The organism is Nocardiopsis quinghaiensis (assembly GCF_008638365.1).
In the GTDB taxonomy this organism is placed as follows: Bacteria; Actinomycetota; Actinomycetes; order Streptosporangiales; family Streptosporangiaceae; genus Nocardiopsis; species Nocardiopsis quinghaiensis.
The window spans coordinates 1-13,958 of the sequence record NZ_VWVU01000030.1 but is presented as its reverse complement, the minus strand read 5'-3'; the positions used below and the strand labels follow the sequence as shown (position 1 = coordinate 13,958).

General features: G+C 68.9%; 12 protein-coding genes and 1 pseudogene. 1 reads left to right on the top strand and 12 read right to left on the bottom strand.

The genetic code is table 11. The features are described 5' to 3' along the window. Positions 1-980: 980 nt before the first annotated feature. From FYX01_RS22695 to FYX01_RS22640, 12 genes and pseudogenes are all read right to left on the bottom strand, one after another. On the bottom strand, positions 981-1,457 hold the full coding sequence (locus FYX01_RS22695; RefSeq protein ID WP_150244705.1) for a hypothetical protein: 477 nt from the start codon (positions 1,455-1,457) through the stop codon (positions 981-983). 347 nt (positions 1,458-1,804) lie between these two features. Beyond that, positions 1,805-2,317, bottom strand: coding sequence for a hypothetical protein (locus tag FYX01_RS22690; protein WP_150244702.1), 513 nt, complete (start codon positions 2,315-2,317; stop codon positions 1,805-1,807). A 1,269-nt stretch (positions 2,318-3,586) separates the two neighbouring features. Then, entirely contained in the window at positions 3,587-4,300 is a 714-nt protein-coding gene (locus FYX01_RS22685) for an aminoglycoside phosphotransferase/kinase family protein (RefSeq protein WP_223830603.1), read from the bottom strand. 137 nt (positions 4,301-4,437) lie between these two features. After that, on the bottom strand, positions 4,438-5,418 hold the full coding sequence (locus FYX01_RS22680) for a thiopeptide-type bacteriocin biosynthesis protein (protein ID WP_150244697.1): 981 nt from the start codon (positions 5,416-5,418) through the stop codon (positions 4,438-4,440). A 33-nt stretch (positions 5,419-5,451) separates the two neighbouring features. Next, complete coding sequence (locus FYX01_RS22675; RefSeq protein WP_150244693.1) at positions 5,452-6,597, bottom strand: lanthionine synthetase C family protein; 1,146 nt, start codon at positions 6,595-6,597, stop codon at positions 5,452-5,454. Beyond that, positions 6,594-9,689, bottom strand: coding sequence for a lantibiotic dehydratase (locus FYX01_RS22670; RefSeq protein ID WP_150244690.1), 3,096 nt, complete (start codon positions 9,687-9,689; stop codon positions 6,594-6,596). The genes FYX01_RS22675 and FYX01_RS22670 overlap by 4 nt, the downstream gene beginning before the upstream one ends. A gap of 77 nt (positions 9,690-9,766) precedes the next feature. Then, complete coding sequence (locus tag FYX01_RS22665) at positions 9,767-9,940, bottom strand: FxLD family lanthipeptide (protein WP_150244687.1); 174 nt, start codon at positions 9,938-9,940, stop codon at positions 9,767-9,769. A gap of 32 nt (positions 9,941-9,972) precedes the next feature. Then, complete coding sequence (gene fxlM / locus FYX01_RS22660; protein ID WP_150244684.1) at positions 9,973-11,214, bottom strand: methyltransferase, FxLD system; 1,242 nt, start codon at positions 11,212-11,214, stop codon at positions 9,973-9,975. A 136-nt stretch (positions 11,215-11,350) separates the two neighbouring features. After that, positions 11,351-11,554: a hypothetical protein gene (locus tag FYX01_RS22655; RefSeq protein ID WP_150244681.1), complete on the bottom strand. Its 204-nt coding sequence runs from the start codon at positions 11,552-11,554 to the stop codon at positions 11,351-11,353. 312 nt (positions 11,555-11,866) lie between these two features. Continuing rightward, entirely contained in the window at positions 11,867-12,076 is a 210-nt protein-coding gene (locus FYX01_RS26870) for a BldC family transcriptional regulator (RefSeq protein WP_394350503.1), read from the bottom strand. A 123-nt stretch (positions 12,077-12,199) separates the two neighbouring features. Then, positions 12,200-12,367: pseudogene (locus FYX01_RS27320) on the bottom strand (WhiB family transcriptional regulator); the annotation flags it as partial. Continuing rightward, a complete protein-coding gene (locus tag FYX01_RS22640; RefSeq protein ID WP_223830602.1) occupies positions 12,364-12,693 on the bottom strand; it encodes a hypothetical protein in 330 nt (109 codons plus the stop codon). The gene FYX01_RS22640 and the pseudogene FYX01_RS27320, both read right to left, overlap by 4 nt. Positions 12,694-12,999: 306 nt before the next feature. On the opposite strand from FYX01_RS22640, the gene FYX01_RS22635 reads away from it, so the two are divergent. Next, a partial coding sequence (locus FYX01_RS22635) for a helix-turn-helix domain-containing protein (RefSeq protein WP_150244678.1) occupies positions 13,000-13,958 on the top strand: 959 nt, incomplete at its 3' end.

The following is a 13,958-nucleotide window of genomic DNA, read 5'->3' as shown; positions in this document are numbered from 1 at the left end:
GGAGTCAACAGAGAGTGCCGTTATACAGCGCTCGGGACCGGGCGATCTCGGAGCCTGCACAGGATCAAGGGATCAGCTTTGTCTCTCATAATGAAGACGAAAGTCTTTCATCAGATAAGAGACGAAGAAGGGGGGTGTCCAACACGAGTAGAGCGCCCGTGGAGGCGGGCGGGGCGGGCGAGCTTGCCCCTGAGCGAGGGCGCCCCGCCCGCCTACGTGAAGAGGACTACCCACTTGGGTATAAGTCTGGACGGCCACTGGCCCACCCGCATGCCCGCTGAACTGCGCAGAAGCACAAGCAGGGGTGGGCCAGCTAAGAGCGGCCCACCCGTCGGCCCGGGCGGCGGCCCATGCGTTGGCCCAGGGGTTCACTTCGGGTTCAGTGGAGGTTCACACCCCGCCTTCTCGCCTCCTCGCAACGTCGCGAGAAGAGCACACCTACACTCCTTGCAGGAGCATGAATCCGCGCCTTTCCACCCGACAGGCGAGAGCACTCCGACCACCTCGATCACGCCAGGCCGACTCTTCGCATAAATGATTCGTGAATGCCACCCAGGAGGAGAAAAACCCGCCTTCCATGGATTCTTGACCAGGGGAACCCTGCACGTAGCAGAAAGGAGAAATCAGGCCGTCAGGAAGGAGACGCAGCGGAAGAGGGAGACAGGCGCAGGCGGGCCCAGGTCAAGGTACGCGTAGGCGGGCGGGCCCGCCCCGACAAGCGGGGGCGGGCCCGCCCGCCTACGTGAACAGGACTACCCACTTGGGTATAAGTCTGGCTTCCCAACGGCCCACCCGAAGCGGCTCCCACCTGCACTGATAACGCCCATGGGGTGGGCCGATCAAAGCGGCCCTGCCACGGGCCCAGGAACAGGCGGAGTCACAGGCCCCCGGAAAGGCCCAGTCACAGGCGGAGTCACAGGCCCAGGGCAAACCGGACACCCCTTCCACGCACCAACGTCAAGGACCAGACGGAGCAATCCTCACCTGATATCGGTGACCACCGAGTGGATCTCGCTCACCGGCACGGACACCGACGAACTCGTTGTCAACGGGGCCAGCCCTCCGCCCCGGCCGTCGCTCGCGGCCCAGGACACCTCCCACTCCCAATCCGCGACCAGGTCCACCTCCGCCCCAGCCCCGCCCGGAGGAAGAGTCGTGTAGGTGTGGCCGCAGTCCGGCGAGCCCTCCTCGCGGTAGACCTCGGGTGAGAAGACGGTTCTGGCCACCTCGCACACCACCTCGTGGCCGTCCCCGGTGTCCCACACCACCCTCTCCGGGGTCGCGGTCACCGTCACCGACCCCGCGCTCACCGACGCGGTCGCCGACACCGGCTTCCAATCGGCCTCGTCGATCCACATCCAGGAAGGGAGGTTCACGAACCTCACCTTGTCCGGAGCCGGCGCGGTACCGATCTCGGGCTCGGGCAGACGCATCATCGCCCGTGCCTGCTCCGCCACCACCCCAGGGTTGAAAGCTCCACCCCCGCCACCGGTCGCAGACGCCGTGCACTCAGCCAAACCGGAAGGGAGTTGCTGGGGCCCTTCCTGCCCGGACTGTTCGAACTCCAGATCCGCCACCACACACGACGGTCCGCTCTCCTCCACCGCGTTCTCACCGTCGCCGTGTCCGTGCCCGGACACCTCCGGGCCTCTGCCGGGGGTGTGGGCTCTCACTTCGCAGGAGGATTCGCCGCAGTCGATTCCGGACCAGAAGTTGGGGTCGGTGTCGGCGTGAGCCGCCGGGCTCACGAGTACTACAGCCATCAACCCCACGGCCGGGGAGGAGGCCCCCGCACGTCCAGCCTTCAGCATGACCCGTAGTCCCCCATCCACAACTCGTCCACCTTCCACCGCCCTGGCTCCGGTGCGTAGCGGACCGTGGCCTTGATCAACCTGGACTCGGTGCGCGCTGTGCCCTCGTGCCCGGTGACCAGCCAGCCGGAATCCTCTCCACAGTCCTCGACCCACACCTCCCGTGGCGAGGGTTCGGAGTCGATGTCCACCACCTCCGGTGACAACAAGGGTTCACCCGTGGCCTCGACTCCGGTCAACATCGCCGAGGCGAGTTCGAGCGCTTGCCCCGAGGCGTAGTCCGGTAGATCCGGGTGGTCGAGCGCTCCGTCGTGGGAACCTTCGACCACCACGGCCCACATACCGCGGTAAGCGTCAAGGGCCAGCTCTTCCGGTGGCAGGCTGGGAGGTGTCACCAGTGTGGGAGGTGTGCGCGACGACTCGTCCGCGGGATCGCTCTCAGCCGTCGCGCATCCCGCGAGCGCAACCGTGCCCGCCACCATCCAGTACACCGTCGACGCACGCACACCGCACCACCGCTCTACCTGCTGGCTCGCGGACCACCCGGAGCCCTCGGAGAGCGACACTAGCCACACGAAGAGTAGTCAAACAACTCCTTTCCAGATACTCGCCGTGACGAAAAATGTGAAGAGAACCACCGACTGCCGATGTCGCATAGCTGACCCGCGAAAACACCGGGTGGACGAAAGGCAGCCCGGGGTGGCGCTGACCGCGTCCACGGTCAACACCACCCCGAGCGAGCGGCGTTACCCGTCAGGCAGTGATGGCCTGCCAACGGCGCACCAGCCGGGCCAGCTCATCGAACTCGCCCCCACCGCCATCTCCCGAACCGGCGCCCGGCCCCGCCGCCTGCCCGCGATCGGCGGTGACACGTTCGCAACGGTCCGCCCGTACAGGTGGCCGGGTGTGCACACGCAGGACGCGGTCCTCTTCACGGACGAGGTAAGGGCGCACTCCGCGCACCCCCTCGTCGTCCACACACCACCCGCGCCGCCCCGCGTACGGCGCCCGTGGACGAGGAACCGCTCCAACGAGGTCCCCTGCTTCCCTGGTCCGGGAGACCTCCCTCTGTGCCCCGCCCGCTGACCGCTGCGAGACAGGCGCCGGACTCTTCCGTGGCCGCCTCGACGGCAACGGCCGGGTGAGCTCAGCCGCCCGTACGCCGCTTCGGCTCGTTGGGCTGCAAAGCAGGGCGGCGAGCACCGCCCCGAGCAGCCAGCACACTTGTGCGCCCCATCCCTGGCGGCGTTTGCGGTGTCGACCGCTAGACTTTTCCACGATTTCCTCCTGCTACATCAGGTGGGAATCACGCCCCGGACCGGTGTTTGCGTCACCGGTCCGGGGCACCCCTTTTCTTTTCTGATCAGCCCCGCGTCGGGGCTGGCCCTTCTGCTCGTATGGTTCGGGGCGAGTGTCAATGGCCCCGAAGTCGCGCGCCCCTCGGAACTGTGCTTCTCACCCACGAATCCACACAAGCGTCCACAATTCACCCAAACCGCCTCGGGAATGGGCGTCCGCCCTGGTGAGACTGGTCGATGTTCGCTTGGGTGAGCGAGAACCTTCAACCCCACAGTTCGGAAAAGTCACCAGCCCCCGAAGCGGGGGCGGGGTAGGGGACCATGTGAGCGGCGTCGGTCCGAAAGAACACCAGGTCGCTCATGGCGGTGCCCTCCTGGCCCCACCGTCGCGGCGGTTCGGGGGATGCCGATGGCGGCGGGGTAGAGGTGGTGACGTCAATTCCTTCAAGAAGACGGGCATCTGGCCTCTACCTGCGATCACGTTTCGGTCAGCGTGCGCCCCAACAGGTGCTGAGCCCTGTTTCTGAGGGGTTCTCGGAGTTCGGTGTTGTCTCCGCGCGCCGTGCCGTGCAGGAGTTCGGTGATGACCGCGAGCTCAGCGAACCGGCCGGCCGGGGTGTCCAGTACGTGCGCGAGTTCGGCGCGGATCCGTGCCGCGGTCATGGGCACGAGAAGGCTGTAGCTGTGCAGCATGGCCGCGTCGTAGCCTGCTGGCGCCATCCCCCAGCCCTCCCAGTCGAAGAGGTGGAAGGCGGGCGCACCGAGGTTGGCGAAGTGGAGGTCTCCGTGCGCTGTGGACCAGGACGGGGCACGCGTGTCGACAGGGGTGCCGAGGTAGCGGGGCATGGCGTGGTCGAGGAACGGCTGGAAGGCGGTCAGTCGGCTTGTCCGTACGGTCGAGATCGCGTCCAAGGTGCTCCGCAGATCGTTCCACCAGTGCGGGCACACGTTCGGGTTCGTACTGAGCACCGCTGACCGCGAAGCGGCCCGGACGGGAGCTCGGTCGTACAGTTCAGCCCGGTAGGACCACCGTCCTTCCTGCCAGTCATGCACCGCGCGTAGCCGGGGGCGGGGCACCGTCACGGGGATGGCGTCCTCGGCGTCAATAGATCCGTTCCAGAAGGTGTCGACGCGCTGGTCGTTCGGCGCGCTGGCCAAGCGCAGCCATGCGGGGCCATCCCCTGTGGCCACGGGTTGGCTCAGGGTTCTTCCGCGCCATCCCCATGTCTCGGGGGAATCCGGCTCACGGTGGACGTCAAGGGCTGCGCGGGCGCGGGTGTGTGCGGTCTGCATCCTGGTTGCGGTTTCGGGGGCGGGTTCGGGGTGGGTCATGGGCCGTACCGCTGGTCGTCGGCGGGTTCGACGCCCATGGTCAGCGTGAGGGCCGCGTGGGCGAGGATGCTCTGGGTGCGGGCGGGTAGGCCGATGCGGTTCCAGTGGAAGATCACGTGGTGGGCGAGGACGGCGCGCAGGCCCCGGTGGAGGGTGCCGGTGTGTGCGGCCTCGTGCAGGTAGCGGCCGGTGGAGGTGAACGCGGCCTCCCAGGGGGCGGCGAACGCGAGCGGGTTGTCCGCTGCCTCGGACAGTGCCCGGGCGGCGAGCAACCGGCGAAGGTAGGCGCCCAGTTCTGTGACGCGGGCTGGGGGGACATCTGCGGGGAGGGGCCGCATGCGCGTGACGCGGTGCCAGACGTCCCCCTGTTCGTACTCGTCCTGGTCCGCGCCGCGAAGGAGCGCACCGAGCAGGAGGAGCGACAGCTCCCGTCGGCCGATGGTGGCCGTGTGGTGGCACAGGTAGTCGAGGAACGAGGCGCTGTCTGTGTGGAAGAGGTTGTGGGCGATGCGCATCGCCTCGGTGCCGCCGAAGGCCCACGCTTCGGGCTCGTATCTGGTCCGCGCCCATCGGACGGAGGTGCCTGGGCGGGGGAGGCCTTCGAGAATGCCTCCGAGCACGGTGTCGGCGTCGGGCGCTGTGGAGCTGGACCGCAGGCGGAGCCGCCAACAGGGTGCTTTGCGAATGAACCACCAGGTGTCCACGGCACCGGAGCGCTGGAGCCGGGGTCGGAGCCGCTCGGCCATGACGGTCTCGGCGCTGCGCCACTCGGTGAACTCGATGTGGACCTGGTGCCAGCCGTCGTCCGCGGTTCGGGTCTGGAGGGCGGTGTTGCCCGCCGTCGTGTAGGTCTCGACCGCTTCGGTGAGCTCACCGGGGGCCAGGCCTACGAGTGTGGCCACCTCCTCTGTCGGGGTTCCGGCGAGGACGTCGAGGACTCCTCGGGTGAGGGGGTGTTCGGTACCGGGTGTGTCCACCGTGCGCGGTTCCTTCCTCGGTCGTGGCTGGTGTTAGTTGATCAGGAGGCAGGCGTCCCATTCGGTGACCGGCGGTGCGCCCCGTTCGGCGGTGTCCAAGGTCAGGGCGGTTCCGGCGTGGCCGTCGAGGAACCCTTCGGTGTCGTCTTTTTCCTGGGTGAGCTGGTCGAGGAGGAAGGGCAGGTGGGTGCTGATGGCGGGGGTGAGTGCGTCGGAGGCGGCTCGGGTCGCGGTCTGGTACAGGCCCGCCCATCCGTGGCAGAGGCCGGGCTCGTGGACGCGGGCGAGCTGGTTCGGGTCGGCGAGGCAGTCCGCGAGGGCGGTCTCGGCCATCCGTTGGCGTGCGGTGTTGCCGGTGGCGATGGCGGCGAGTTGCTGTGCGCGTGCCAGCCCGGGGGTTCCGTAGCACCAGCTCGGTCTCAGCGGCCCTGTCTGATCGGTTCGCCCGTCGAACCTGATCCACTGCGGCCACCACGCTCCGGCCTCTCCCGGGTGTCGCCAGCGGTCGAGCCACGTGCAGATGGTGTCGATGGCCTCGTGCTGACCGTCGACCTCGATCTGTCGGCGCAGCGCTTGGGCGAGCAGGGCGAGTGGTCCGGTGATGCCGTGTGCGAGACCGAGGTTGGCGTGTCCGCCACGGAATGGGCCGGAAGCGCCCCGTTGGGGATCGTGGTGGACCCACCAGCCGGGGAGCTTGTGTCCGTCCACGTGCAGCGGTTCGGTGAGGCGGACGAGGTAGGCGAGTACCCGGCCGAGTGCGTCATCGTCGGGGTCGTGGTGGAGCAGGTGTGCCCCGATTCCGGTCAGCCCGTGGAGGAGGTCGTACTCGGCGAAGGCCGCGGGCTCGGCCCGGTCGATCCGGGCGTGGGCGCGGTCGAGACGGCGGTGGGCCAGCGCCGTCACGGCGGTGTCGATACGGGTGCGGGCGGTGGCGTAGCGGGGCACGCCGTCGGCTTCGGCGGCGTGGAGGAGGAACGCCAGCGCGGGGGCTCCGAAGTACAGGCACGCGTCACTGGTCGCGATGATCGGAGCGGAGGCCGCGTCCCGAACCCTGGCGTGTGCGGTCGGCCAGTCGCCTGTGCCGGTGTGGGCGCGTTCGATGTGCAGCAGCGCGGTGCCGATGGCACCCTTGGCCAGCGATTGGGTCTGACCGTCGGTGGTCGCGGTGCCGGTGTTCATCGCCTCGCCCCCTTGGTGAGTGCGAGGTGGCGCAGTGCGGTGGCTCGGGCCAGGTGGTGGGTGATGCGTTCGCGGTCTGGATCGACGCCGAGGGCGCGGACGTGGTGCAGGTGCAGCAGGGAGCGCAGAACCGGGTCCGGGTCGCGTTGGGAGGACAGGCGGGCACGGTAGGCCTCCAGCGCGACGCGTCGGTGTCCCCATGCCTGGAGCACGTTCGGTCCGCCGGGAAGCGCGTTGAGCGCCTCGCTTTCGCCGTCAAGCACGGCCAGGCGAAGGGCTTGGTCGCGGACTCCGCGGTCCAGCCCCAGGTGGTGGCGAGGGAGGTTGGTGGTCAGCCATTCCGCGGCTGTGTGGGGGCTGGTGACGTAGGAGGTGGAGAGGTCGGTGAGGCCTGCGGCGGTGATCGCTTCGCCGGGCGTGCCGGCGGCTGTGGCGAGTTCGGTCTGCGCGAGTGCGGCGGCGGAGTCGGCGGCGAAGACCTGTTCGGCCGCGTCCATCGCGTCCTGGTGGCCGTAGCGGCCGGTCTGGGGGTGGTAGGTGGCGAGCTGAAGGTGGGAGGCGAGTCCGTGGCTGCGCAGATCGGCAACCCACTCCCCGACCCGTGTGATCGCCCTGCCGTAGTCCTGTGCTGAGCGCAGGCGGAGGTACAGGTCGAGGTGCTGGTCCCGGTCGGGGTGCGCGGTGTCCCGGTGGCGCGTGAACCACCACAAGCGCAACCCGTCCCATCCGTCGACCAGGCGCGGAAGATGGTGCAGGAGGATCTCGTCCTGGCGGGCGGGGTGGCCGTGGATCTGGGCGCGGACCAGGGAGGAGCACCCTGGCAGTTGTCCGGCGTCGGTGCGGGTGGTGACGGTGGTCGACGGCAGGGGCGTCCGGGTCGGGGCAGGCGTTGGCCGGTGGAAGGCGACGAGAACTTCGTGGGCTCGTCCCATCCATCCGAGGGCTCGCGGAGCGGGTGCTTCGCGTAGCTTGACGCTGCCGGAGCGGTCCAGTCGTGTGCGGAGCAACGCCCGGTCCAATGCACGGTCCAGGTTCAGTGGGAGGCGAAGGTCGGCGTTGCACATGATGACGGAGGCCGGGGCGTGCAGGCGTGCCCGCCAGTCCTCCAGGGCGTCTTCCCACCGGGAGGGCGGCGCGGCAGTGGTGGGGAGGTCGGAGGCGGACAGCTTCCAGCGGGCGGCGGTGAGGATGGTGCGGCCGTGGCGGAGGCGGGGCAGGAAGGGCAGGCAGGCCGCAGCGCCCCAGTCGAAGGCCTGGTAGACGGCGCAGCGGCCGGTGGGCACTTCGGTGAGGAAGCGTGCCAGCGGGGGTGTGAGCGCCGCTGCTTCGAGGGCGTGGGGCACGCGCGGCTCGACGCGGCGGCCGGTGGAGAGCTGGACGAGGTGGAGCTGGCGGGCGTCGGCCGTGACAGCGAGGTCGCTCAGTCCGATCACGTCTTCTCCCGGCCTGTGGTGTTCGGCCAGGGGGATGGTGGTGGGCAGGAGTCGGGGAGTGCGGACGACGTTCTCGGTGCGTCGGCGGCGGGGAGGGAAGGACAGTTGTGCTGTGACCACGGGCGCCGGGTGCGCGGTGTAGCTGTCGGCGATGTGGTCGCGCGCCGGGGCGGGGAGGAGTCCGGCTGCCCGTCCGGCCATGCTGCTCCCCGGCCGTGGTGCCGAGGTGACCATGAGCCGGAAGTCTCCGCGATCCATCGCCTGCGGTGAAGGGGCGTGCAGTTGGAAGGCCATCTCGACCCGGGGCGGGGGCACCACGTCGGCCGGGTCGCCCACACGGATCTGGTCGATGAGCTGATCGGTCAGGGCCACTTCGGTCCGGCCGGTCAGCGCCGCTTCCTGTGCGAGGGCGAGCAGGACCTGGTCGCGGTCGGTGGGTGCGGGGCGGGTGCTGGTGTGCGGGGATCCGAGGTAGTCGGCGGGCAGGCCCAGGCCGGTGTCGGCGAGGACAGCGGTCACGGAAACGACGGCCCCGGGACCGTAGCGTTCGCGGAAGCGCGAGTGGAAGTCCTTCCACCGGGGGTATCCGTACGGGTACGGGGTCAGGCGGACCATGGTGGACACGGCCGCTTCGGCTTCCTTGAGCACTTCCTCGGGGAGGGTGATGTCCGCGCCCAGGACGGTGTCGACGGCCAGCGGTTGACGGGTCGTAGCGCTGATCGCGCGCATACGGCCGACGAGTGGCCTGATCGTCTCGGCGGCTCCCCGGCCGCGTGGAAGGTCCTGGTGGACCTGGCGTAGTTCGGTGACGAGTCGGCCGACCTCTGGAAGCCGGTCGGCGCTGATCCGCTCCAGTTGGGCGCATAGGTGGCCGAGGGCATCGGGTTCGTTCATGGGCGCGCGCAGGCCGGTGAGAAGGAAGCCCTGCGCCACGAGGTCGGCCAGAAGGGAGCGGATCTGCTCGGCGGAGGCCTGCGGGTGGTCAGCGGTCAGGACCTTGACCAGGTCGCCGAAGGGCAACGGTTCTCGGGACTCGACCATGGCGGTGCGTACGGGGCGGGTGTGGCGGATCGACACCTCCAGGGGTGCCAGCTCAGAAGGGCGCTCGCCGGACGTGAGCCCGGGGATCACGAGCCGGTCGCCTCGGACGGCCGTGGTGTTGTTGGCGACCACCGTCACCAGGTCCATGAGCGCCGGATGTTGTTCCAAGCGGTCGATGACATCACCGAGCCAGTCGGCGTCGGGGTGGGTGGCCACCAGGTGGTCTGTCGTCCAGTCCACTCGCGTTCGGGTTCCGACTCGGACCTCGGCGATACCGGCGAACAGGCCGAACGGCGTGGCCCTGCCCTTCCAGCGCAGCAGGTAGGCGCCCAGCGAGTGGACCAGGCGGCGCACGCGGCGCGCTTCGAGGCGCTGTCCTGTCAACGTCCGACCAACTTGTTCGGCCAGGACGGGGCTGGCGGTCTCGACCGCGTCCCGGAAGAGTTCGTTGCGCCACACGTGGGCCAGCCACCGTGTTCCCTGTTCGGCTACCTCCTCGGCATCTCCCGTCAGGTCCGGGGCGTCGGGGAAGGCGAGGTCGGGCGGACAGGTCGTCGCGCGTATCAGGGGCGTGCTCGCCTGGCTGTACAGGATGTGGTCTGTTCTCGATGAGGTCACGGGGGTCCTGACTGGCTCGCGGTGGGGTGGCCCCGGTGGGGTCGGGCAGTGCGCCTGCCCGACCCCACCGGGATTCGTCAGGCGGGGTCGCTGACGAAGGACACGCACGCGGTCCCGTCGCACGTGGAACCGCAGTTGTCACTGGTACTGCGCAGCAGGCCGGGAAGGACCTGGGTGGACTCCTCGACCACCTGGATGTCGAGCGAGAACTCGTCGGCGAACGCCGGGGCGCCCGTCTGGGGAACTGCCATGGAAGTTCACTCCTCTTCGGTAGGGATGGGGGTTACCTGGCCCGTGAAGCCGATGGGGGCCAGGAGATCGTGAGGCGGCAGTGCCGCTTGGTGATGACGCGTCCTTGGGGAAGGTCCTCGTCAGGGATGTCGACCGGGTGGGCGGTGATGGTCGGTCCGGGGCCGCCGCGGTGGTCGCGGTCCCAGGCCTGGATGGCCTCGCTCATGGTCTTGGCCAGAGTGCTTGCCTGCGGCCCGAAGGCGTGCGCGCCGAACTCGAACACGGGCTCGCCTGAGTCGTTGTCGAGGTTGCGGATGGCCAGGTAGGCGAGGTTCCCGGTGTCCACTACCGCTGGGCACGCCATCCGGTTCTGCGGTGTGACCACTCCTGTGTCGAATTCGGGATCCACCGCCAGCAGGCAGAACCCCTCCAGTGCGGTGGCCAGCCACAGTTGGAGCGTGTCGAACGTTTCTCCTCGTCCGATCGTCACGCCCGACCACGCCTGTGCGCGCTCGGTCGTGAGCACGCCGTCCAACAGGTGGGTGTCGTCAGGCCATTCGTCGTCGAAGCGCAGGGCGATCTCCCTGTCCTGCAGCAGGAGCAACCGCTCGGTGTGTTCCCCGGCTCCCTGCATCGTGACGAAACCGCAGATCTTCGCTGACTGGCTGACCAGGCGGTCGCCCTGACGGACGAAGGCAACCGATCGGGTCAGGCCGCGCATCCGCAGCGGGACGGTGAGGATTCCGTCCTCGGTGAGCTGGTTCGCCCAGGCCGGGGGGATGTCCCAGGAGCCGGCGGTCACCAGCACCCGGTCGAAGGGGGCGTGTGCCTGGTCGCCCTGTTCGCCGTCGGCGGTCACCACATTCACCCGGTCGTACCCGGCCTCACTGAGAAAGGTGCGCGCCCGCTCGGTGACGTCGGGGTCAATGTCCAGGGTGGTGACCTCTCCGCCGGGGTCGACGAGTTCGGCCATCAGGGCGGCGTTGTATCCGCCGGAACCGATTTCGAGGGTGCGCATTCCAGGGCCGAGCTGGGCCTGTTCCAGCATCATGGCCTGGATCTGGGGGGCGGAGACGGAGCTGATCGTGGTTCCGTGTTCGTCCTTCTTGGTGGCCACGATGCTCTGGGCGTAGGCCGCCTCCAGCGTCGCCTCCGGGGCGAACAGGTGCCGGGGGACCGTACGGAAGGCGTTCTCCACCTGCTTGGTCGTAATGGTGCCTGCGGAGACGAGCTTGTCGGCAAGCTTATGGCGCAGCTCTGCGGCTCGCGCCGATTCGGCGGTGGTGTCGGTCACCGATATTCCTTTTGGCCTGGTAGTTCCGGCCAGGCCGCTTGGGGCCCGGCGTTTGCACTGTCGAGAATGGCACGCGGCCGAAGCGCTGAAGCAGCATTCCCGCGAGCCCTTATCGACCGAAATTCTCTGATTTCTTCTATTGTTCGCCCTTGCCCTGCTCCATAGGGATCAGGGAAGACCACGCGGAGTTCTCCGCGGGTCGTGCGAGGTCGGGGCGGTGATCGATCAAGCGGCGGATCTCCCGGGCGAGCTCGCCCAAGCCGACGGGTTCGGCCCACGGGTCGAGGCTGGAGGTGAGCGCGTCCAGGTGGGCGTGGGCGTTGGCGCGGGTCTGATCCACGGCAATGCGTCCCAGGACGACCAGCCCCGAGTGGTCCCGCCGAGCAGTGAAGCGCCGGTGCGCCATCTCCGTGGGGGCGGCCTGTTCTCCGTGGCGGGCATAGGGGCGCAGAAGCGGGGTGCCGTCGCAGGCGCGCTCGTGTCCCCGGCGTGGTCGTCGCCGGGGAAGCCGTGGTCCCCGACTCCCCTGAGAGGCCATTCCACTGGCTCCTTTGCCTCGTGTGTGGTTGGTGGTCTGGTGTCGGCGGGGCCGGTCCGAGGAGGACCCCCGGCCCGGGTCGTCCGCCCCTCGGTGCGGAGCGTGCGTCTGTTCTCAACCCTGGGCAGCGGTGAAGTTGGCCGTCCGGAGGGCGTAGACCTCCTTGGACGGATACCGGCGGTGCCCGCCCGGGGTGCGGAAACTGGGGAGCTTGCCGTCCCGCGCCCAGCTGGTCACGGTCTTGGGGTCCACCCAGAACAGGGCGGCCACCTCGGCAGGTGTCAGCGGCGCCGGGGTGCTGGTGGTCATGGGGTCGGGGGTCACGTTCGGTCTTCCTTTCCGGCCAGGGCCGGGGTGCGGCTGGTCAGAGCGGTGGACCAGTCCGCCACGTCGGGGTGGCGGCGGAACAGGATCCTGCGTTCGGAGTGGGTCATCCCCGCCCCACAGCCCGGTCGTCACACCCGAGGCGAGGACGTCGGCCAGGCAGGTCGGACGGAACGGGCAGGGCGCGCAGATGTGGCGGACCCGTCGTTTCTGGAGGGCGTTGCCGAACATGCGGTCCGGGTCGGGCAGGTCCTGGCACGGGGTGCGCTCAGATACGGAGGAGGTCGTCATCGGTAGGCGTGGGGTGGAAGCGGGCAGGGGCTGTGGACGTCCGGGTTGATGGAGGTCCAGGCGCATCCGGAGCGGGGGCAGCGCCAGTAGGAGGCGGGGTGGGTGCGGGCGATGACCGTCTGGGCGCGGCGGATCCGGGCCTCCAACCCGTCCGGGGAGGGGTCGGAGAGGGGGTCGAGGTCGGCGTCGCCCTGGTAGAAGGCGAAGAAGCGTCGCGCTCCGGGGGCCCACATCACCCACCACAACCGGTGGTGACGCCGGTGGAGGCGTTCAGCAGCGGCGTACTGGGCGCGGTCGACGCTGACGTGCCAACCCACGATGATCACCGCCTCCCGGTTATGGGCTTCGCCCTTCGCTGCGGAGCCCTGGTACACGCCCAGTTTCGGCCCGCGCACCCCATGGCCCCATAATCAGCGCTGATGAGTGCTATTACGCTGGTGATGGTTCTCTTCGATGGACTGGCCCTCTCCGGGTTTTCCCTGTTCCATGGAAAAGAGAGAACCCGGAAAGGGGAATTCGTGCACATTTGCACCAACTGCGGGAAAATGCGCACTTCAGGCGCTGGTACGAAGAAGAGGTGCCGCTGCATACCAAGAGGGCTGTGGGAACTCCCGGAAGCACAGCAGGCCCTGGTGCGGCTTGACGCCAGCGCCCTTCTGCGCCTGTTCCATGCACGGACCTCTCTGTCCCAGGAGGCCATCGGAAGGCTGACCGGTCTGTCCCAGTCCATGGTTTCGCAGCTGCTCTCCGGCAAGCGTGAGCTACGCGACGTCCTGAAGTTCCGTCGGTTCCTCGAAGGACTCGGTGCTCCGCGAGCACCCGCGACGCCCGCCGATCGCGAGCGCGACGAGACGACCAAGCTCCTCGCGCGGTCCGCGCAGGTCGCTATGGGAGCAGCCGACATCGACCCTCTGCAGTGGAGCGGCCCGGACGTTCCCAGCTCCAGCGGCACGGCTCCTCCTCGTGTGACGTCGGTCGACGTCACACGGGTGGCGACCGCCACGAAGACGCTCCGAGCCACCGACTACCAACTCGGCGGCGGCTCATGCCTGAACGCGATCATGACGCAGCTCGCCTACGCCTACCGCCTTCTGACGGCCACCGAGCTGACCCAGGATGTCGGACGCCAGATGTGCCGCGCCATCGCTGACCTGCACAACCTCGCCGGGTGGGCGAGCTTCGATGTCGGCCGCTACTCCACGGCCGCATCCCATCTCTCCCGGGCCCTGGAACAGGCCCAATACATCGAGGAGCCCTCCCTGTCCGCCAACGTGCTGTACCGGATGGGCAGGCTCCACCTACACCGCGGACACGCGCCCCAGGCCCTCCGCTTCCTCCAGCTGGGGCAGATCGCCGCCCAGGACTCCGGGTGCGAACGGACCGTGGCCCTGATGTGCGCGAACGTGGCGTGGGCCTACGCCGTCCTCGGTGACGGCAAGCGGTCCGGGGAATCCCTCGCCAGGGCCTACGACGCCTTCGCCAGGGCGCAGGAGCCCGCAGACCCTTGGGTGGGGTTCTTCTACGAAGCCGACCTCGACGCCCTGTCGGGCGTCATCCACGCAGCACTGCCCGTCCCCGCTTCGAGGTCCTA

Coding starts and splice junctions, on each gene's coding strand:
- FYX01_RS22675 (WP_150244693.1), bottom strand. CDS start 6,597: ATGAACACCGGCACCGCGACCACCGACGGTCAGACCCAATCGCTGGCC.
- FYX01_RS22665 (WP_150244687.1), bottom strand. CDS start 9,940: ATGGCAGTTCCCCAGACGGGCGCCCCGGCGTTCGCCGACGAGTTCTCG.